Source organism: Dactylosporangium sp. NPDC049525 (assembly GCF_040676755.1).
In the GTDB taxonomy this organism is placed as follows: Bacteria; Actinomycetota; Actinomycetes; order Mycobacteriales; family Micromonosporaceae; genus Dactylosporangium.
The window spans coordinates 465949-486639 of the sequence record NZ_JBFAPO010000002.1 but is presented as its reverse complement, the minus strand read 5'-3'; the positions used below and the strand labels follow the sequence as shown (position 1 = coordinate 486639).

Sequence of the window (20691 nt, the reverse complement as noted above, 5' to 3'; positions counted from 1 at the left end):
ACGCGGGTGGCGAGCCGCCGCACCGCGACGTGCGGGACGGGCCACCGCCGGTGCGGCCGGCTCCGCCGGGGGGACAATACGACCGTGAGCCGGATCCTCATCGTCGACGACGACGAGCCGCTGCTGCGCGCGCTGCGGGTCAACCTCACCGCCCGCGGCTACCAGGTCGACACCGCCGTCACCGCGACCGCCGGCCTCATCTCGGCCGGCAACCACCACCCGGACCTCGCCATCGTCGACCTCGGGCTGCCCGACCTGGACGGCATCGAGGTCGTGAAGGGGCTGCGCGGCTGGAGCGGCGTGCCGATCATCGTGCTGTCCGCGCGGCACTCGGAGCCGGCGAAGGTCGCCGCGCTGGACGCCGGCGCCGACGACTACGTCACCAAGCCGTTCGGCATCGACGAGCTTCTCGCCAGGATCCGCGCCGCGCTGCGCCGCGGGTCGCCGTCCCCCGAGGCACCCGTGGTCACGACCGCGTCGTTCACCCTCGACCTGGCGACCAAGCGGGCCGTCGGCCCCGGCGGCGAGGTCCGGCTCACCCCGACGGAGTGGCACCTGCTGGAGGTCCTGGCCCGCAACCCCGGCACCGTCGTCGAGCACCGGCAGCTGCTGCGGGAGGTGTGGGGTCCGCGGTACGAGACGGAGACGAACTACCTGCGGGTGCACTTCGCCAACCTGCGCCGCAAGCTCGAACGCGACCCGGCCCGGCCGCGGCACATCGTCACCAGCCCCGGCCTCGGCTACCGCCTGGACCTCTAGGGGCCGTGTCAGCGGACGGCGACGCGGCGCGGGCACGGCAGCGGCGCCACGCGGCCGGCCGCGTGGTGCCGGCCGGCCGCGTGACGAGGCGGGTCAGTAGGTCCAGAGCTGGTTCGCGGCGCCCGTGCAGGTCCAGATCTGCAGGCGGGTGCCGTTGGCGGAGCTGGGGCCGGTCGCGTCGAGGCACTTGCCGGAGCCGGCGTTGACCAGGGTCGAGCCGGTGCGGGTCCAGCGCTGCGCGGCCGAGCCGTTGCAGTCGTACAGCTGGACCTTGGTGCCGTTGGCCGTGCCGGCGCCGGTGACGTCCATGCACTTGCCGAGGGCGCGCAGGCTGCCGTCGGTGGCGCGGGTCCAGTTCTGTGCGCCCGTGCCGTTGCAGTCGTACAGCTGGACCGCGGTGCCGTTGGCGGTGCTGGACGCGGCGACGTCGACGCACTTGCCGCCGTAGCCGTGGATCGGGCCGGTGGAGCCCGCCGGCGGCGTGGTGGTGGGCGGTGTCGTGGTGCCGCCGACCCAGGCGGTGGCCGCCGCGGCGCCGACGGAGTCGATCGCCGAGCTGCTCTCGACCGGGCTCGGCACGCTGCTCGGGAAGACGATGAACGTGACCGGGCCGTTGGTGCCGCCGCTGGCGGGGTTGGGGTCGATGCCGAGCGCGACGGCCAGGGCGTAGGAGCCCTCGCCGATGATGTTGCTGGGGCCCTCGTCGGCGAAGACGGCGTAGGCGACCCGGCCGTTGTAGACGACGGCGGCGACGCTGCCGGCGCGGATGCCGTTCGCGGAGTAGGTGAACCGGCTGCTGGGCAGCGGCACGACGTAGTACCGGGTCACGTCGGAGGTGAAGTAGGCGCCGGTGGACGTGTTGAACGACGTCTGCGCCTGGTACCAGGGGTCGGTCGAGGCGTTGCAGCGGGACGTGGCGATGCCGTCGCAGTCGATGTCCATGTCGGCGGTCCAGAAGTACGCGGAGCCGCTCTTGCAGATCGCGACGGTCTCGGCGCCGCCGTCGTCGGTGGCGTACTTGCCGTTGGAGACCTGGCTGCAGGTTTGGGTCTTGGCGAGCAGCTGGCTGGCGGTGGGTCCGGCGGCGAGCGCCGCGGACGAGGTGGTCAACGCGTAGGCGGCGGTCGCGACCAGGGACAGGGCGACCGACGCGAGCGCCAGGATGGGTCTGCGCATGGGGGCTCCAGACGTCGTCGGGCTGGCGGGGGTACCGGATAGGTAACCTGACTAACAGATGTCTGTCAATACATGCGGAGTCTTGCCATCGTGAAACACCGGTGTTACTTTTCCAGGCGTTACAGACCGTCGAATCAGTTCGACAGTCGATCGACTACCGGCGCGTAGGGAAGGATGTGGGGCATGGCCGTGACCATCGCCGACGTCGCCAAGCACGCCGGGGTCTCCCGCAGCACGGTCTCCTACGTGCTCAGCGGCAACCGCTCGATCTCCGCCGAGACCATCGCCAGGGTCGAGGCGAGCATCGAGGCGCTGCAGTTCCGCCCGCACGCCGGCGCCCGCTCCATCCGCACCGGGCGCACCGGGGTCATCGCCATGGCCCTCCCGCTCGTGCACGGCCCGCACAACCAGGTCCAGATGCCCTACGTCTGGGCCGCCCTCACCGCCGCCCAGGAGGCCGGGCTCAAGCTGCTCATGCTGACCGACGACGACGGTGCCACGGCGATCCGTGACACGGTCGGGTCCGCGATGGTCGACGGGGTGATGGTGATGGAGGTGCAGCACCGGGACCCGCGCCCGAAGCTGCTGCGCTCGCTCAAGTGCCCCGCGGTCCTGGTCGGCACCCCGGCCAACCCGCACGGCCTGCCGTATGTCGACTTCGACTTCGTCGCCTGCGGCCGGACCTGCGCCGAGCACCTCCTGGAGCGCGGGCACACGCACGTCGGCTTCCTCGGCCAGCCGGCGGAGACCTACCGGCGCGGCCTGGCCTACGCCGAGCACGCCCGCGACGGCGCCCTGGCCGCCCTGGCGGAGGAGGGCGCGAGCGGCACCTGGACCGCCTGCGAGCCCACCAGCGGCGGGGTCGTCGACGCGCTGACCGACCTGGTGACCCGCGATCCGGGGCTCACCGGGCTGATCGTCTACAACGAGCGGGCGCTGCCGCTGGTGCTCGACCGCCTCGCCGGCCTCGGCCGGGGCGACGTCGACGTCGTCGCCATCTGCCCCGACGACGCCGCGGACCGGCTGGCCCGCCCGGTGACGTCGGTGTCCCTGCCGGTGGAGGAGCTGGCCCGCACCGCGGTCCAGCGGCTCGCCGGCGTGATCAACGGCGAGGCGCAGCCGTCGGTCACCATGCTCGCCCCCATCCTCAAGGTCCGCTGACCACCGCGTCACCACCGCATCACCACCGCATCACCATCGAGTCACCCTCGCAGCACACCCCTCCGCGAACTGTCGAATCAGTTCGACAAACGGCACACCCATGAGAGGCACCCCATGAGCAGACTCACTGCCGCCCTCACCGCCGGCGCGCTGGCCCTGACCGCGCTGACCGCGTGCGGCGACGGCGCCGGCGCGGCGAAGAACGACGCCGGCACCCTGACCGAGATCGACTACTACGAGGCCGCACCGCAGAACACGCAGCTGCCGAAGCTCCTCGACGCCTGCGGCACCGAGGTGGGCGTCAAGATCGAGCACCAGCAGGTGCCGCGCGCCCAGTTCATGCCGAAACTGCTGCAGCAGGCCTCCGCGCGGACGCTGCCCGACCTGGCCCTGGTCGACAACCCCGACCTGCCGCAGCTGGCCGCGAGCGGTGGGCTGGTGCCGCTCAAGGAGCTCAGCACCGACGGGCTCTACCCGTCGATCGTCACCGCCGGGCAGTACAAGGGCGACACGTACGGCATCGCCCCCGGCGTCAACGGCCTCGCCCTGTATTACAACCAGGACCTGTTCACCACCGCCGGGATCCAGCCGCCGAAGACCTGGGACGAGCTGACCGCCGCGGCGAAGGCGCTCACCAAGGGCACCCGCTACGGCATCGCGTTCTCCGCCGTCGGCACCGAGGAGGGCAGCTTCCAGTTCGAGCCGTTCTTCTGGACCGCCGGCGCCCACCTCGAGCAGCTCGACTCGCCCGAGGCGGTCAAGGCCCTCACCCTGTGGAAGGACCTGGTGGACAGCAAGGCCGCGTCCAAGTCGGTCGTCACCTGGACCCAGGCCGACGTCAACGACCAGTTCATGGCCGGCAACGCGGCCATGATGGTCAACGGACCGTGGCAGCTGCCGACGCTGAATGCCAAGCCGGGCCTCAAGTTCGGCATCGTGCCGATCCCGATCCCGTCGCCGCAGGCGAAGCCGGTCACCCCGCTCGGCGGCGAGATGTGGACCGTCGGGCGCAGCAACCCCGAGCGCGAGCGCAAGGCCGTCGCCGTCCTCAAGTGCCTGCTGGGCAAGGACAAGAGCCTCGAGTGGTCGACGGCCGCCGGGTACATCCCCAGCAACCAGGCCGCGGCCGCCGCACTCGCGCAGAGCAACCCGCAGCTCGCCGCGTTCGTCGAGGAGGTCGCCACCGCCCAGGCCCGCACCGCCGACCTCGGCACCGCCTACCCGAAGACCAGTGAGGCGCTGTTCAACGCCATCCAGTCGTGCCTCGCCGGCGGCAAGTCGCCGCAGGAGGCGCTCAAGGCGGCCCAGGCATCGCTGAAATGAGGAAGCTGGCCTTCGTGGCCCCGGCGTGGCTCTACGTCGCCGTGTTCTACCTGTACCCGCTCGCCACCAACGTGCGGATGGGATTCCAGGACTTCACGGTCACGTCGTTCTACACGGGCGTCGCGCCGTTCGTCGGGTTGCGCAACTACCGCGAGGTGTTCCGCGACCCGGCGTTCGCCGGCACCGTCGGCAACACGGTGCTGTTCACCGCCGGCTCGCTACTGCTGCAGTTCGGCATCGGCCTCGCCCTCGCCGTGTTCTTCCAGCGGACGTTCCCGCTCGGCGGGGCGCTGCGCTCGCTGCTGCTGGTGCCGTGGCTGCTGCCCCTCGTGGTGTCCGGCACCGCCTGGCGCTGGATCCTGGAGACCGACTCGGGCGTGCTCAACCGCACGCTGCTGCACCTGCACCTGGTGTCGGAGCCGGTGCCGTGGCTGGCCAGCACCGACCTGTCACTGACCGCGGTGACGCTGGTCAACGTCTGGGTCGGCATCCCGTTCAACATGGTGATCCTCTACGGCGGGCTACAGGCGATCCCCGCCGAGCTGTACGAGGCCGCGCAGCTGGACGGCGCCGGCGCGTGGCAACGGTTCCGCCGGGTCACGCTGCCACTGCTGCGCCCGGTCACCACGGTCGTGCTCACCCTCGGGCTCATCTACACACTCAAGGTCTTCGACGTCATCATGGTGCTCACCCAGGGCGGCCCGGCCGACTCGTCGCAGACCCTCACCACGTTCTCCTACGACCTGTCGTTCCAGCAGCTGGCGTTCGGTCACGGCGCCGCCGTCGGCAACCTGCTCGTCCTGGTCGCGGTCGTCTTCGCCATCGGCTACCTGCGCGCCGAACGGCGGCCCCGATGAGGAGGGTCAACACCGCGGTCGGCGTCGCGGTCCTCGCCGTGATGCTGTTCCCGCTGTACTGGATGCTCAACGCGTCCCTGCTGCCGTCGACCGAGCTGATCAAACCGGACCCGACCTGGTTCCCGGTGCACGGCACCCTCGACGGCTACCGCAACGCCCTGGACAGCCAGGGCGGGCACCTGCTCACCAGCCTGTACGTCGCGCTCGGCACGGTGGCGGTCACCCTCGCCGTCGCGGTGCCGGCCGCGTACGCGCTGACGCAGCTCGCCGCGCCGCTGGGCCGCACGCTGCTGTTCGCGCTGCTCGTCGCGCAGATGATCCCCGGCATCGTAATGGCCAACGCCTTCTACGCCGCCGCCAACGAGCTGTACCTGCTCAACACCCCGCTCGCGCTGATCCTGGCCGACTCGACGCTGTGCGTGCCGTTCGCGGTGCTGATCCTGCACGCGTTCATGCGTGGCATCCCGGCCGAGCTCCGCGAGGCCGCCGCGCTGGACGGCGCGTCGAACCTGCGGGCGCTGCGCTCGGTGATCCTGCCGGTCAGTCGCAACGCCGTCATCACCGCGAGCCTGTTCTCGTTCCTGTTCGCCTGGGCGGACTTCCTCTTCGCCGTCACCCTCACCACTCGCGACGAGGCCGCCCCGATCACCGTCGGCATCTACCGCTTCATCGGCGCGCACACCAGCGACTGGAACAGTGTCATGGCCACCGGCGTCATCGCGTCGCTGCCGGTCGCCGTGCTGCTCGTCGTCGCCCAGCGGTACGTCGCGGCCGGCATCACCAGCGGCAGCGTCAAAGACTAGGAGCACCGTGTCCAAACAACTTTCCTGGCGGCAGGGCCACCACGTCCTCACCGTCGAGCCCTGGGGCGCCGACAGCGTCCGCATCCGGGCCGGACAGCACCGCATCCAGCCGGACCTGCCGGGTGCGCTGCTGCCGCAGGACGAGGAACCCGCCGCCGCCGTGGACGGCAACACCCTCACCAACGGGCGGCTGCGGGTCGAGGTGAGCGACGACGGGCTGCTCACCGCGTGGCGCACCGACACCGGCGAGGAGCTGTTGCGGGAGGAGCCGGCGCACTTCTGGTGGCCGGGCGCCCGGCACTTCGAGGCCGCCGGCGGCGGCACGTTCCGCATCGAACAACGCTTCCGGGCCTACGACGGGGAGCGCTTCTACGGGCTCGGCCAGCACGGGCACGGCCGCCTCGACCAGAAGGGCATGGTCGTCGAGCTGCGGCAACGCAACGGCGAGGTGAGCATCCCGTTCACCGTCTCCAGCCGGGGCTACGGCTTCCTGTGGAACAACCCGGCGCTGGGCCGGGTGGAACTGGCCGCCAACGGCACCCGCTGGGTCGCCGACCGGGCCCGGCAGATCGACTACTGGCTCACCGCCGGCGAACCCGCCGACGTGCTGCGCCGCTACGCCGACGTCACCGGGCACGCACCCGAGCTGCCGTCGTGGGCCTCCGGGCTGTGGCAGAGCAAGCTGCGGTACACCTCGCAGCAGGAACTGCTCGACGTGGCCCGCGAGTACGCCCGGCGCGACCTGCCGCTGTCCGTCATCGTCGTGGACTACCTGCACTGGAAACACCTCGGCGACTGGGACTGGGACGCCGCGGCGTGGCCGGACCCGCGGGCGATGGCGGACGAGCTCAAGGCGCTCGGCGTCGAGCTGGTCGTGTCGGTGTGGCCGTCGGTGAGCCCGCTGTCGGTCAACCACGCCGCGATGCGGGACGCCGGGCTGCTGGTCGCGACCGACCGCGGCGCGGACGTCCACGCCGAATGGCCCGACGGCGAGTCCGCCGCGCCCATCGGCGTCTCCTTCTACGACGCCACCGACCCGCGGGCCCGCGACTACCTGTGGGACAGGGTGCAGGAGCACTACGGCCGGGCCGGCGTCCGCGCGTACTGGCTGGACGCCTGCGAACCGGAGATGCGCCCCGGCCACCTGGACAACCTGGCCTTCGCCGCCGGCGCCGGCAGCGAGGTCGCCAACCTGTACCCGCGCGAACACACCCGCGGCGCCTACGAACACCTGCGCGCCCAGGGCGAGACCGAGGTCCTGAGCCTGGTCCGCTCCGCGTGGGCCGGCTCGCAGCGCTACGGCGCGGCGCTGTGGTCCGGCGACATCCCGGCCACCTTCGACGCGCTCGCCATGTCCGTGCGGGCCGGGCTCAACACCGCCATGAGCGGCATCCCCTGGTGGACCACCGACGTCGGTGGCTTCCACGGCGGCGACCCGGCCGACCCGACGTACCGCGAGCTGCTGGTGCGCTGGTTCCAGTTCGGCGTGTTCTGCCCGCTGCTGCGCCTGCACGGGCACCGCGAGCCGCGCACCGCCCGGGCCGGCGTCGGGGTCGGCGGCGGGCCGAACGAACCATGGTCCTACGGCCCCGGTGTCTACCCGATCCTCGAACGTCTCCTGCAACTGCGCGAGCGGCTCCGCCCGTATCTGCACGAGCAGTTGCGCACGGGCCTGCCGTTGATGCGCCCGCTGCCGCTGGAGTTTCCGCACGACCCGGCCGCCTGGGACGTCGAGGACGCGTTCCTGTTCGGCCGGGACCTGCTCGTCGCGCCGGTCACCACCCCCGGGGCCACGCACCGCGAGGTGTACCTGCCGGCCGGCGCTACCTGGACGCACACCGACACCGGCACCACGTTCCCGGGCGGGCGGCACGTCACCGTCGCCGCGCCGCTCGCGCAGATCCCCATGTTCCTACGAGACGACGCCAGTCTCCCCATCGCACAGGAGGAATGAATGTCCCGCGCAGCTCCGCCAAGCCGCATCGTCGCCGTCCTGCTCGTCGCCGCCGCCGTGTTCGTGCCCATCCGCGCCGAAGCCGCCGACAGCACCGTGACCGTCAACCTCGCCGCGCCCGGCAAGACGCCGACCCGGGCCGGCGCCGGCTTCCTCTACGGCCTCACCCAGAACGGCGCCGGCCCCGCCGACAGCGTCCTGCAACCGTTGCGCCCCACCCTGTTCCGCGGTGGCGGCGCCCGCATCGCTGGGCACGGCTGGCTCGGCGACGGCTACCGGGCCGGCACCGGCTACCGGGTCCGGGTCACGTCCGCGATCGACCAGGCCCGGCGGGTCACCGCCGCGCCGTACAACGCCACCTACCACCTGCTGGTCTCCGACGTCTGGGGCGCCGACACCGAACAGCCCGCCAACACCGTCTACCCCTGCGACAACGGCGACTGCGCCAACTGGCGCTCGTTCATCACCCAGCTGGTCACCGACGTCAAGGCGTCCGGGGTACGGGTCCGCTACGACATCTGGAACGAGCCCGACGGGACCGGCTTCTGGCCGCGCGGCGTCAACAGCGCCCAGTACTTCCAGATGTGGAACACCGCCGTCACGGAGATCCGCCGGCTGGACCCGGCCGCGGTCATCGTCGGCCCGTCCTACAGCGGCTACAACCACGGCTGGCTGGACACCTGGCTGGCCCGCACCAAGACCGACGGGACCCTGCCGGGCGTGCTCAACTGGCACTTCGGCAACGACCCGCTCGCCGACTCCAACGACGCCAAGGCCATCATGTCGGCCCGCGGGGTCGGGCCGCTGCCGATGACCATCGACGAGTACCTATTCTCGCAACAGCAGCAGCCCGGGTACCTCGCCTGGTACCTCACCCGGCTCGCCCCGTCGGACGTGTCGGCGGCCGCGCACGCGATCTGGTCGGACTGCTGCACCGCGGGCACGCTCGACTCGGTGCTCAGCAACGGCCAACCGACCGGCCAGTGGTGGGTGTACCGCGCGTACGCCCAGCTGACCGGCAACCTCGTGGCCACCGGCGGCGGCTCCGGCGTCGCGGTCGCCGCCGCCGTCGACCAGGGCGCCGGGCGGGCCGTCGCGCTGCTGGGCAACCAGACCGGCCAGACGGGCACGACCACGGTCGCGTTCAGCGGGATCCCGTCGTGGCTGCTGTCCGGCGGCCGGGCCCGGGTCACCGTGCAGCGCATCCCCAACCAGTCACCGCTAGCCGCGCCGCTGATCGTCAGCAGCGCCGAGCTCACCGTCACCGGCGGCGCGCTCAATGTGCCCGTCACGATGGTCGCCGGCACCGACGCGTACACGGTGACCCTCGGCAACCCGATCGACGGCGGCACCACCGGCGGACCGTCCATCGTGGACGCCAACACGGCGGACTTCAGCTACGACGCGAACTGGGGCGTCACGACCGGCGTGGCCGACATGTACGCCGGGACTGCGAACTGGAGCCACGTCGCCGGGGCGACCGCCACCTTCCGGTTCACCGGCACCCAGGTGGCGCTGCGGGCGGTCCGCGACGTCGACCAGGGCCGCATGACCGTCTCCGTCGACGGCGGCGCACCGGCCACAGTGGACAACTACGCCGCCACCCGCAACGCCTCCGGCGTCGTGTGGACCAGCGCCACGCTCGGCAACGGCCCGCACACCGTCACGATCGTCAACACCGGCCAGCGCAACCCGGCCTCCACCGGCATCAACATCGCCCTGGACCGGGCCGACGTCACCGCCGCCGCGCCGCCGAGCATCATCGACGGCAACGACGGCCGGTTCGTCTACAGCGCCGGCTGGGGCCTCGCCACGGGCATCGCCGACATGTACGCCGGGACCGCGAACTGGAGCTTCACCGCCGGCTCCACGGCGCAGCTGCCGTTCACCGGCACCCGGGTCGCCCTGCACGCCGTCCGCGACGTCGACCAGCAGATCATCGCCGTCTCCGTCGACGGCGGCGCCGAGACCCTGGTGGACAATTACGCCGCGACCCGCAACGCCTCGGGGGTGGTGTGGACCAGCCCGGTCCTCACCGCCGGGGCGCACACGTTGCGGGTCCGGGTGACCGGCACGAAGAACGCCGCCAGCTCCGGCTGGAACGTGGCCATCGACAGCGCCGACATCACCGCCTGATCGAGCCCCGCCGCGGCCCGGACTTGGTGCCGGCCGCGGCGCACGCCGCGTCACTCCGTGTCGGGCGGGGCCGCGTCCTCGCCGTCCCGGACCTGCTCCGGTGGTGTCCCGGACTCCTGCCGGGGCTCCAGCCAGAGGATCCTGATGAGGACGCCCACCGTGAGGCCAGCCAACACAAGGAACACCGAAAGACCTGTGATGTGACGCAGCCATCCGAGGAAACCGATGAAGAGAGCGATTCCCAGTGCCGCCAGCACTCTTCGCATCACGTCACCACGGACCGATCAGCTTCGGGAGATTCGGGAATCCCGGGAGTTTCGGGAGGCCTGGGATCTTCGGAATTCCAGGGAGCTTCGGGTTCCACGGGACGATGGGCCTGTCGAACCAACGTTCGAACAATTTTCGCAGTCCATTTCCAAGCAATCTTCCGCCACCGGTAGCTCCGAAAACGGCGTACAACATGTCGGTCACACAATATGACCACTGATCCCAGGTCTGTGGATCGTTGAGCCACACACATACGGAGAATTGATAGATCCCGATGAGGACGCCACCGATCGCGAGGCACAATACACTCTCGGCGGCGCAGAACATTCCGAGCAGAACGCCGAAGAGGACTGTCAACCCACCACAGACGCCGGCCCGGCAGAGCTTCTCGGCCCACTGAGGTGATCTCAACAAGTTAGGTAGCCGTGTTCGAAATGTGTGAGCACGAGCGTGGCCCTGGCGATATCGCCGATCTTTGTCGGTGAGGCGGTGACGTGTTGCAACACGCGCCAGCGTTGGGTCAGCAGGGCGAAGCCTCGTTCGCCGATACAGCGCATCGACCGCAGCAACATGTTGTAGGTGCGGGTGTCGAAGGCGAGTTGGCGTCCGTCGGCGGGTTGCTTAACCGGGGTGCACACGCCGTGGCCTGCACCTTCGTATCCGGGATCGGCCAGGGCGGGCAGGCCCCGCGTGGCCGCGGCGTACAACGCGCCTAGGGCATGTTCCCGGGCAACACTCAGGTCGTGGGTCGACCCGGGTTCGACATCGGACACCCAGATCGGCAAGCCGTCCGGACGCATCACCGCTTGAATGTTGCCGCCGAAGTCGTGGGTCTTCCCGGCATACCAGACGTCGATGGCTTTCCCTTTCTTACTGATGGTCTTCTCATGGCACCGGTCGGTGGCGATGACTTTGCCGTCGAGGATGACGTGGGACCAGCCCTCGGCCTGAACCCGGTGCAGGGCGTCGGCCAGCTCGAGGGCCCGGCCGGACAGCAGCGACAGGACCTCGTCGCGGTAGCGGTAGGCGGTTGCCCGGCTGATGCCGTGATAGGCGATCACGTGGGTCCGCACCGTGTGGGTGATCTTGCGGGGAGAATTACCTACCGGGCCCCGCGCCCTGATCAAGCATCGCCCGAACTGACCGATACGCCCGTGTCGCTCCGGGTTAACCAGGTGCGCCGCACTCCTCGGGCAGCACGACGTCGCCATCCGGTTCGGCACGGCCCAGCCGCCGGTGGTGGACCGGTCGTTTATAGGATGTTCCGCACTCGACTCACTGACTCAAACCTTGCGCGAAGAGTCCGCCGAAGCCACGAACGACCATGCCGTGTCGTCGACGATTGATGCGGGCTCATGCCGTTCGAAAGGGTTGCATGGAACGCACGAGCAGGCCGCCCCAGGTGCTCGCCGCCGTCGTCGCCGTGCCGGTGGCGATCATCACCGGTGTGGCGGTCTGGATGATCAGCCGGCCGCAGCCCATGGGTGAGAACCGTCCGGTCCCCACCGCACCGCTGCCCGTCTCGGCAACACCCGGGTCCCAGCGGGCCGCAGTATGTCAAGCCCTGGTTGGCAGCCTGCCGATGAACCTCCTGGAAGCGACACGCCGTCCCGTCACCGCGCCCAACGACAGGTTCGCCGCGGCTTTCGGAGAGCCGCCGATCATCGTGCGGTGCGACACCGCCAAGCGATCGGTGGCGAAGGAGGACATGGTCTACCTGGTCTCCGGCACATGCTGGGCGACGCACCCGACCGGAAGCTCAACCACCTGGACCACCGTCGACCGGAACACGGCTGTCGGCGTCTCGGTGCCGAACTACTACACGTCCCAGGGTCAATACGTCGAGGCGCTCGCCGGTGCCGTGCGGGACACGCTGACCAAGTCAGAAGAAATGCCGTACGGTTGCCGCCCGGAGGTCGCTGCGACAGCAAGTTGACCGGCGAGCAATCAGTACCACTCAATGTAACTTTTCACGAGGGCCATGATCGACGCTAATGTAGGACCGGGGTTAGCCGCCACTGCTCGCTGAGATCACCTCACTCCAGGATGAGATCACCCAGCCAGGCCGGGAAGTCCCGCAGGCCGCAGACGGTGTCCACGCTGGGCCAGTCGCAGATGTCCGAGGACGGCTGACCGTTCTGGCCGATCGGGCAGTTGCCCGGACCGCACGGGATCGGGGTTCGGCCGGGAATGTAGGCAGGCGTGTAGTTCGGGCCGTTGGCGCAGTCGTCGAGGCATTGCGAGACCGTCGGTGGTGTCGCGACCATGTTGGTGTTGCCGACCGGCTGGCCGCCGTTGAGGTCGACGCTGCCCGGCCGCTGGTTCGGCTCCGAACCGATCGGCTTGCGTGGCGGGATGGAGACCTGGGTCGATCCGCCGCCGCCGCCGCCACCACCGCCACCGCCACCGCCACCGCCACCGCCGCCACCACCGCCGCCACCTCCGCACTTGGTGCACGGCGGCGGTGGGGGCGTGGGCGGGTTGGGCTTGGTGGGCTGGTTCGGCGGCGGCGGGGTGCCGGGTCCGTCGCCGCCCTCGCACGGGAAGCAGGGGTAGTGGCCGCCGGGGTCGGAGAAGGTGGTCGGCGCGCCGTTGGCGTACAGGTACCGGTTGGTCTGCGCCACCGGGTCCGGCTCCAGCGTCCATGTGTCGCGGGACACGAACGACCTGGCCGACGGCGAGTACCAGCGGGCGCTGGCGTTCGTCATACCGGTGACGGCGTCGGTGGACCCGCCCTGGAAGCCGACCGGCACACTCGAGCCGGTCGTGGTGCGCGTCCCGGTCGGGCTGTAGGTCGCGGTGCCGCTCACCGCGCCGGTGGCCGGGTCGGCGGTGGCGACGCCGTCGCCGTGCTGCTGGTCGGTGAGCAGCGCCTGACCGGCGGCGGTGCCCACCTTCGACGAGGTGACCAGCCCGCTCGGCAGCCGGAAGAGGGCCGCCTCCTCACCGGAGCCGGCGCCCTTGACGACGTTGTTGGTCTGGTCGGCGTAGCTGGAGTTGAAGCCGTTGCGCTGGGCCAGCCGGTCGAGGCTGTCGTAGGTGTAGTCGAGCGTCTGCCCCGGCGTCACGGCCCTGGTCAGGCGCTCGAACGCGTCGAACTGGAAGGTGCTGGTGGCGCCGTTGACCACGCTGGAGTTCGGCGTGCCCCGGGCCGACCAGGTGTAGGTCTCGGTGCCCGGCTGAGCGCCGGTGGAGGTCGCCGACAGCAGCCGGTTGCGCTGGTCGTAGGTGGCGGTACGGGTCGTGCCCGCGCCGGTCGTACCGATCAGGTTGGACGCGTTGTCGTAGGTGTACGTCGTCGCCGCGGTCGCGGTGGCGGAGGCCAGCCGGCCGAGGCCGTCGTAGGCGTACGTGGTGCCGGGGTTCTGCGCGGTCTGCGCGCCGGAGCACCGGTAGGTGAGCAGGCCGTCGCGGTCACGGTCGTACGTGGTGCTGCTGAGCATCGTGTTGTCGGCCTTGCGCCACTCCTCGGTGCTGACCTGCCGGTCCTGCGGATCGTAGGTGTACACCTGCTGCGCGCCGGTGCCGTACTGCCGCTTGACCAGCTGCCCGCTGGTGCTGTCGTAGGTGAAGTTCTGGGTGGTGCTGGTCAGCGGGTCGGTCGCGGTGAGGATCCGGCCGGCGAGGTCGTAGGTGATTGCCGAGGTGCCGGCGGCGTCGGTCTTCGTGGTCACGTGCCCGTCGCCGTCGTAGCCGAACGTGGCTGCCCCGGCCGCGCCGGTTGACTGGGTGAGCAGCCCCCGGTCGTTCCACGTGTAGGTGGTGTCGCCGGTGGGGCCGCCCATCTTGACGATCCGGCCGGCCGCGTCGTAGTCCAGGGACCTGGCCACGGCGCCGGTGCCGGTCTCCCCGGTCAGCCTGCCGAGCCCGTCGAAGGTCCGGTTGCGGACCACCCCGCCGGGGAGCTTCTCCGTCACCGCCTGGCCGGCTCCGGGCCGTGGGACGCCACGGCCCGGGAGGCGCTGCGCGCGGGGCTCGCGGCGGCCGACGCCCGGCGTTAGCTGGTTGCGCGGACGCGGGGCCGGGACCGCATCAGGCGATGCGGCGGATGCGGCGGACGGCGAACCAGACCAGGAGTGCGGCGAGGGCGACGAAGATGCCGGTCTCGATCCACTGGAAGGCCCAGAAGCGGTCGGCGGGCTGGACCAGCAGGGCGTTGTAGGCGCCGGGGCGCAGGCCGAAGTCGGTGACCGCGGCGCAGTTGTCCGGCGCTGGGCAGCGCACTGTGCCGGAGGCGACGAAGGTGCCGTCGGCCTGGTGGGTGCTCTTGGCCAGGACCCAGTCGCCGACGAGGTCGTCGCGGCTGCCCGGCGCCTTGAAGATGGACTCGGTGCGGGACACCGGGGACATGTAGTGCGGCCGGGCCAGGACGGTCACGGCGACGCGGACGGCGACGAAGCCGGCGAGGGTGGCGGTCATCGCGGGCAGCACCTTGGGCAGGACGGTGCCCGCGAAGAGGCCGAGCGCGACGGCGAAGAGGGTGTAGCCGACCGGGGCGATGCCCTGCATGTCGAAGAAGATCTGGGTGAACCGGTTCTGGCGGAAGTCGACCCGGCCGAGGGGTGCATACCACCAGGACATGCCCGCGCCGTACACCACCGCGAGGACGACGACTGCGCCGCCGAGCAGGGCTGTCTTGCTCAGGGCCCAGTGCCGGCGGCTGATGCCCTGGGTCCAGATCATCCGGTGGGTGCCGTGCTCGACCTCGCGGGCGACGACGGGCGCGCCCCAGAACAGGCCGACGACGAGCGGGAGGGTGAGCATGAGGACACTGACGAAGACCAGCGCGCCGTAGGTGTTGGTGAACTCGTCGAGCTTCGCGGCGCACGCGGTGCCGCCGTCGCAGCCGGCCAGGCTGAGCCGGTCATAGGCGTGCCGCATCGACAGGCCGGTCGGCACGACGAACGCGGCGAGGGCCACGAAGCCGAGCAGGGTGAACAGGGCCTGCCGGCGGTGCTGGCGCCAGGTCAACCAGATCATGCCGCTACTCCCCACGCCGCGTGGTTGGCCTGGGTGTCGCCGTCGGCGAGGTAGGCCAGGATGAGGTCTTCCAGGGTCAGTTCGCGGACCGTCCACGCCGGGTCCTGGATCGGGCCGGCGGTGCGCACGAGCAGGGTCGACTGCCGGTCGGTGTGCCGGGCGCGGACGGTGGCGGCGACGCCGCCGATCGGGCCGCCGAGGTGCCGCGGGCCGACCAGCTGCCGGTGCCCGGCCACGATGTCGTCGACGGCGCCGGCCAGCTGCACCTGGCCGCCCTGCAGCACGACGAGGAAGTCGCAGGAGCGCTCCAGGTCGGCGAGGATGTGCGAGGAGAGCAGCACGGTGGTGCCCGACTCGGCGACGCTGCCCATCAGCGACTGCAGAAACTCCCGCCGGGCGAGGGGGTCGAGGCTCGCCACCGGCTCGTCGAGCAGGAGCAGGCGGGGCCGCTTCGCCAGGGCGAGGGCCAGGGCCACCTGGGCGCGCTGGCCGTTGGAGAGCTTCCCGACCGGGGTCCGGGGCGGGATGCCGAGCTGCGCGAGGCGGGTGCGGGCCAGCGTGGCGTCCCACCGCCGGTTGACCTTGCCGCCCATCGTGACGAGGTCGTCGGCGGTGAAGTCGCGGTAGATCGGGGTGTCCTGCGCGACGAACCCGATGTCCGCGAGGGTGCCGGTGTTCTCGAACGGTGCGGCGCCGAAGACCCGCACCGCGCCGGCGTCGGGCCGCAGCAGCCCGACCGCCAGGTGCAGCAGCGTGCTCTTGCCCGCGCCGTTGGGGCCGACGAGCGCGGCGACCCGGCCGGCCGGCAGGTGCAGTGTGCAGTCGCGCAGGGCCCAGCGTCCCCCGTACCGCTTGCCGAGGCCATCGGCCTCCAGCACGTGCTCCATCGCGTTTCCTTTCATACGGAAGCTCATACGGAAGCCTGGCGTGCGGCGCGCATCGTGGTCTCGACGAGGGCGGTGACGTCCTCGTCGGTGAGCCCGGCCGCCTGCGCGCGGTGCAGCCAGTCGACGAGCTCCTCGCGCAGCGCCGCCTGGCTGCCGAGTGACTCGCCGGCGAGGCTGCGCCGCACGAACGTGCCGACGCCGGGCCGCCCTTCGGCGAGCCCCTCCAGCTCCAGCTCGCGGTAGGCCTTCAGCACCGTGTTGGGGTTGATGGCCAGTGACTGCGCGACGTCGCGGACCTTGGGCAGCTGGTCCCCGGGTGACAGCAGCCCGACCCGCAGGGCCTGTTTCACCTGCTGGACGAGCTGCATGTAGGTGTTGACCTTCGACCGGCCATCCAGGACGAACTCGATCACCCGGGTCCAGCTCCTCACTTGTCCTACGACAATAGGACTATAGGACAGCCGTCGGCGTCGGTGTCAAGCCACCGGCCGTTTCGGCAGTCGGCGATCGGGTAGCGAGCGGCGCCAGGGATCGTGCTGCGCTTCGGGGGTTGCCGTGACGACGTTGAAGCCAGGCGTGGCGGTGGACCGCCGGCGCCAGGTCCGGCCGATGGTCAAGGGGTCCGCGCTGGGCCGGCTGATGCGCACCACGGACGCAAAGCAGATCGGCATCATGTACCTGGTCACGTCGTTCGTGTTCTTCATCGCCGGTGGCCTGATGGCGCTGCTGATGCGCGCCGAGCTGGCCCGGCCGGGGCTGCAGTTCCTCTCCCCGGAGCAGTACAACCAGCTGTTCACCATCCACGGCACGGTGATGCTGCTGCTCTTCGCGACCCCGGTCCTGTTCGCCTTCGCCAACTACATCGTGCCGCTGCAGATCGGCGCCCCGGACGTCGCGTTCCCCCGGCTGAACGCGCTCGCCTACTGGTTCTACCTGTTCGGCGGCGCCATCGTGGTCGCCGGGTTCATGACACCGAACGGGGCGGCCGACTTCGGCTGGTTCGCCTACGCCCCGCTCAACAGCGTCACCGACTCCCCCGGCATCGGCCCCGACCTGTGGATCGTCGGCCTGGTGCTGTCCGGCCTCGGCACGATCCTCGGCGCGGTCAACATGATCACCACGATCCTCACCCTGCGGGCGCCGGGCATGACGATGTTCCGGATGCCCATCTTCACGTGGAACATCCTGATCACCGCCGTGATGGTCATCCTGGTCTTCCCGCTGCTGGCCGCGGCCCTGCTGACGCTGCTGGCCGACCGGGTGCTCGGCGCGCACGTGTACGACCCCGAGACCGGCGGCCCGATGCTGTGGCAGCACCTGTTCTGGTTCTTCGGCCATCCCGAGGTGTACATCGTGGCGCTGCCGTTCTTCGGCATCATCACCGAGGTGATCCCGGTCTTCAGCCGCAAGCCCGTGTTCGGGTACAAGGGCATGGTCGGCGCCACCATCGCGATCGGGGCCCTGTCGATGAGCGTGTGGGCGCACCACATGTTCGGCACGGGTCAGGTGCTGCTGCCGTTCTTCAGCTTCCTCAGCTACCTCATCGCCATTCCGACCGGCATGAAGTTCTTCAACTGGTCCGGCACGATGTGGCGCGGTCAGCTGACGTTCGAGACGCCGATGCTGTTCGCCATCGGGTTCCTCGTCACCTTCCTGCTCGGCGGGTTGTCGGGGGTGCTGCTGGCCTCACCGCCGATCGACTTCCACGTCACCGACACGTACTTCGTGGTGGCGCACTTCCACTACGTGCTGTTCGGCACGATCGTGTTCGCGGTCTACTCCGGCGTCTACTTCTGGTTCCCGAAGATGACCGGCCGGATGCTCGACGAGCGGCTCGGGCGGGTGCACTTCTGGCTGACGTTCGTCGGGTTCCACCTCACCTTCCTCGTCCAGCACTGGCTGGGCACCCAGGGCATGCCACGCCGGTACGCCGACTACCTGCCGACCGACGGGTTCACCACGCTGAACACGGTCTCGACGATCGGCTCGTTCGTCCTCGGCGCCGCCACCCTGCCGTTCCTGTACAACGTGTGGAACTCCTACCGGACCGGCCGGGTCGCCGGTGTCGACGACCCATGGGGCCACGGCAACGCCCTGGAATGGGCGACGAGCTGCCCGCCGCCGCTGCGCAACTTCGACCGGATCCCGCGCATCCGCTCCGAACGGCCGGCGTTCGACGCGAAGTTCCCGGCACTGGCCGCCGGCGGCCAGTCGGCGGCCGGACCGCCGGAGGGCGGCGCCAAACCGCTCACCAGCGAATCCGACGACGGATCAAGTTACCAGGACCACCGAAGCCCCGGTCAGATCGACCCGCGCAGGGCAGGGAAGGACAGCCGGCCGTTCCCAGAAGGTCCGTGAGGCGTCACAGCCCCGCTCGAGCGCGGCGGCGGGTCACCGGGAGGCGGTGGAAGGCGATCGGCCGGTCGGCCGACCACGGGGCGGGCGGCGCCGTGGTGAGCGACGCGAACTGCAGCAGCACCTGCTCGTAGCAGACCCGCGACCCGGCGAAGTCCCGCCAGGCCTGATCGCGGTCGTCCTTGAGCTTCGCCCCCGCCACGGCCAGCCGGTGGCACGCCTCGTCGAACTCCGCACGGGTGACCGCGATCGGGTCGGTCGGCCGAGGATCGGGGTCGTAGGGCATGTGGAAGTAGTCGCCGACGCGCCGCAGCGCGAGCGTGCCGGCCCGCACGCACAGCTCCGCGTGCGAAGGTTGCGGGTCGTCGGAGGCGAACGTCGAGGACACCAGCGACGCGGAGTCCAGCACGGCGCCGGCGGCGGTCACCCAGTGCCGGTCCGGCGACGGGGAGCGGAAGAACACCAGCAGCGGGTTGGACGAGTGCGTCTCCTCGATCTCGTTGAACCAGCGGGTCCACTCGTGCCAGTAGCCGTCCAGCAGCGACAGGCCCTTGACCCGCAGCAGCCGCTCCAGCAGCTCGGTGGCCGACGGCGGGGTGCCGGCCTCGCACTCCAGCGCCGTCACCAGGATCTCGCGGCGGGAGTAGCTGGCGTACAGCGCCGGCAGGAAGCTGATCAGCAGCGCGAGCAGTCCCAGGCCGAGCGTGGCCTCGATGAGCTGCAGGACGCCGGTGTCGACGCCACCCGGTTGGTGGAAACCCAGCGTCAGCAGCGACGAGCCGCTGTCCAGCAACGCGTTCTGCCACGGACGCACGCCGAGGGACCAGTAGAGGGCGGCGAACCCGGCCAGGATGATCGTCAGCCACACCAGCGGCAACGCCAGCAGCGTGAGCGGCGCGAACAGCGCCAGCACCCGGTCGCGCTCCGGATAGGTGCGGGCCCATCGCAGCCGCAGGTCGAACAGCGCCCGGCTCCCGGCCATCACCCAGCGGGTCAGCAGGACCGCGGTGCCACGGGGCACCACCAGCGTGTGCGTCGCGGAGGCCACGGTCAGCACGATCGCGGCCGACGCGAGCACGCCGACCAGCAGGAGAAAAGCGTCATGGAGCATGGCATCGCCTTGCCAAACGGTTGCGGAGGGGGTCCACCGCCAACGTACCCCGCCCGTGGCGGGGTCAGTGCCGCGCGACGACCGGGGACGGGTCGGCCGACGCCTGGTCCACCTGCGGGCGGGACTGCCACAGCGCCCAGTCGGAGCTGATCGCGCCGGCGGCCCGCTGCAGGTGCGGCAGGTGCCGGTCGAGGAGGGTCTTGGTGCTGGTCTCGGCCGAGTTGACGGTGACGTTCATGGCCGCGCGGACCTCGCCGCGCCCGTCGCGGATGGGCACGGCGACGGACCGGATGCCCGGCGCGAGCTCATTGTCGGCGAGGGCCCAGCCGCGGGCGTTGACCTCGCGCAGCATGGCGTCGATCGCGGCCCGGCCGTGCCGCACCCACGGCTGGATGCCCGAGCGGCTGGGCAACGCGAGCACGGCGTCGAGCTGCTCCGGCGGCAGCGCGGCGAGCAGCACCTTGCCCTGGGACGTGACGGTCGCCGGGAACCGGGTGCCGATCTGCACCCGCAGCGCGATGATCTTCGGTACGGCGACCCGCGCGAGGTAGACCACGTCGGAGCCGTCCAGCTGGGTGATCGACGACGACTCGCCGGTCGCGGCGACGAGCTGCTCCATGTGTGGGCGGGCCATGTCCCACAGCGACAGCGCGCCGACATACGCCATGCCGAGTTCGAGCACGCGCGGGGTGAGCTCGTGGCCGCCGGCCGCGGTCCGCACGTAGCCGAGCTCCTCCAGGGTCAGCAGGATGCGGCGGGCGGTGGGCCGGGCCAGGCCGGTGGCGGCGGCGACCTCGGCGAGGGTCATGCGCGGGCGGTCGGCGTGAAACGCCCGGATCACGTCCAGCCCGCGGGCCAGGGCCTCGATGAAGTCCGGTCCTTCTCCGCGCTGTGCCATCGCCGCCTCAACTGTCGTGGTCTG

At 70.9% G+C, this 20691-nt stretch carries 18 protein-coding genes; 9 read left to right on the top strand and 9 right to left on the bottom strand.

The features are described 5' to 3' along the window. Positions 1-84: 84 nt before the first annotated feature. Complete coding sequence (locus AB0K00_RS06550; RefSeq protein WP_363516341.1) at positions 85-759, top strand: response regulator; 675 nt, start codon at positions 85-87, stop codon at positions 757-759. A gap of 93 nt (positions 760-852) precedes the next feature. Here AB0K00_RS06550 and AB0K00_RS06545 read toward each other — a convergent pair whose 3' ends face one another. After that, entirely contained in the window at positions 853-1935 is a 1083-nt protein-coding gene (locus AB0K00_RS06545) for a ricin-type beta-trefoil lectin domain protein (protein ID WP_363516338.1), read from the bottom strand. 183 nt (positions 1936-2118) lie between these two features. Between AB0K00_RS06545 and AB0K00_RS06540 the strand changes: the two genes are divergently transcribed. The 6 genes from AB0K00_RS06540 to AB0K00_RS06515 all read left to right on the top strand — a co-directional run bounded on the left by AB0K00_RS06540 (position 2119) and on the right by AB0K00_RS06515 (position 10169). Beyond that, positions 2119-3096: a LacI family DNA-binding transcriptional regulator gene (locus AB0K00_RS06540; RefSeq protein WP_363516335.1), complete on the top strand. Its 978-nt coding sequence runs from the start codon at positions 2119-2121 to the stop codon at positions 3094-3096. Between the two features lie 114 nt (positions 3097-3210). Then, complete coding sequence (locus AB0K00_RS06535; RefSeq protein WP_363516332.1) at positions 3211-4419, top strand: sugar ABC transporter substrate-binding protein; 1209 nt, start codon at positions 3211-3213, stop codon at positions 4417-4419. Next, positions 4416-5276 (top strand): sugar ABC transporter permease, encoded by an 861-nt coding sequence (locus AB0K00_RS06530; RefSeq protein WP_363516329.1) that lies wholly within the window; start codon positions 4416-4418, stop codon positions 5274-5276. The genes AB0K00_RS06535 and AB0K00_RS06530 overlap by 4 nt, the downstream gene beginning before the upstream one ends. Further along, positions 5273-6079 (top strand): carbohydrate ABC transporter permease, encoded by an 807-nt coding sequence (locus AB0K00_RS06525; protein ID WP_363516326.1) that lies wholly within the window; start codon positions 5273-5275, stop codon positions 6077-6079. Before AB0K00_RS06530 ends, AB0K00_RS06525 begins: the two co-directional genes overlap by 4 nt. 7 nt (positions 6080-6086) lie before the next feature. Then, entirely contained in the window at positions 6087-8033 is a 1947-nt protein-coding gene (locus AB0K00_RS06520; protein WP_363516323.1) for a TIM-barrel domain-containing protein, read from the top strand. Continuing rightward, positions 8034-10169, top strand: a complete 2136-nt coding sequence (locus tag AB0K00_RS06515) for a hypothetical protein (RefSeq protein WP_363516320.1) — start codon at positions 8034-8036, stop codon at positions 10167-10169. Positions 10170-10219: 50 nt separating this feature from the next. On the opposite strand, the gene AB0K00_RS06510 is transcribed toward AB0K00_RS06515, so the two are convergent. Further along, the gene (locus AB0K00_RS06510; RefSeq protein ID WP_363516317.1) at positions 10220-10354 is read right to left on the bottom strand and encodes a hypothetical protein; all 135 of its coding nucleotides are present in this window, start codon (positions 10352-10354) and stop codon (positions 10220-10222) included. A 489-nt stretch (positions 10355-10843) separates the two neighbouring features. Further along, entirely contained in the window at positions 10844-11497 is a 654-nt protein-coding gene (locus AB0K00_RS06505; protein ID WP_363516314.1) for a transposase family protein, read from the bottom strand. 341 nt (positions 11498-11838) lie between these two features. Here AB0K00_RS06505 and AB0K00_RS06500 point away from each other — a divergent pair, with 341 nt between their 5' ends. After that, entirely contained in the window at positions 11839-12372 is a 534-nt protein-coding gene (locus AB0K00_RS06500) for a DUF3515 family protein (RefSeq protein WP_363516311.1), read from the top strand. 100 nt (positions 12373-12472) lie between these two features. Here the strand turns inward: AB0K00_RS06500 and AB0K00_RS06495 are convergent, their stop codons facing one another. The 4 genes from AB0K00_RS06495 to AB0K00_RS06480 all read right to left on the bottom strand — a co-directional run bounded on the left by AB0K00_RS06495 (position 12473) and on the right by AB0K00_RS06480 (position 16716). Then, complete coding sequence (locus tag AB0K00_RS06495; protein WP_363516308.1) at positions 12473-14353, bottom strand: RHS repeat-associated core domain-containing protein; 1881 nt, start codon at positions 14351-14353, stop codon at positions 12473-12475. A gap of 115 nt (positions 14354-14468) precedes the next feature. Further along, the gene (locus tag AB0K00_RS06490) at positions 14469-15416 is read right to left on the bottom strand and encodes a transporter (protein ID WP_363516305.1); all 948 of its coding nucleotides are present in this window, start codon (positions 15414-15416) and stop codon (positions 14469-14471) included. Next, a complete protein-coding gene (locus AB0K00_RS06485; RefSeq protein ID WP_363516302.1) occupies positions 15413-16303 on the bottom strand; it encodes an ABC transporter ATP-binding protein in 891 nt (296 codons plus the stop codon). Before AB0K00_RS06485 ends, AB0K00_RS06490 begins: the two co-directional genes overlap by 4 nt. A 23-nt stretch (positions 16304-16326) precedes the next feature. Continuing rightward, positions 16327-16716: a GntR family transcriptional regulator gene (locus AB0K00_RS06480; RefSeq protein ID WP_363516299.1), complete on the bottom strand. Its 390-nt coding sequence runs from the start codon at positions 16714-16716 to the stop codon at positions 16327-16329. 196 nt (positions 16717-16912) lie between these two features. On the opposite strand from AB0K00_RS06480, the gene ctaD reads away from it, so the two are divergent. After that, positions 16913-18661, top strand: a complete 1749-nt coding sequence (gene ctaD / locus AB0K00_RS06475) for a cytochrome c oxidase subunit I (protein ID WP_363516452.1) — start codon at positions 16913-16915, stop codon at positions 18659-18661. A gap of 4 nt (positions 18662-18665) precedes the next feature. On the opposite strand, the gene AB0K00_RS06470 is transcribed toward ctaD, so the two are convergent. Next, positions 18666-19769 carry a hypothetical protein gene (locus tag AB0K00_RS06470; RefSeq protein ID WP_363516296.1) on the bottom strand — a complete coding sequence of 368 codons (1104 nt, stop codon included), beginning with the start codon at positions 19767-19769 and terminating at the stop codon, positions 18666-18668. 64 nt (positions 19770-19833) lie between these two features. Further along, a complete protein-coding gene (locus AB0K00_RS06465) occupies positions 19834-20667 on the bottom strand; it encodes an IclR family transcriptional regulator C-terminal domain-containing protein (RefSeq protein WP_363516293.1) in 834 nt (277 codons plus the stop codon). Positions 20668-20691 lie beyond the last annotated feature (24 nt).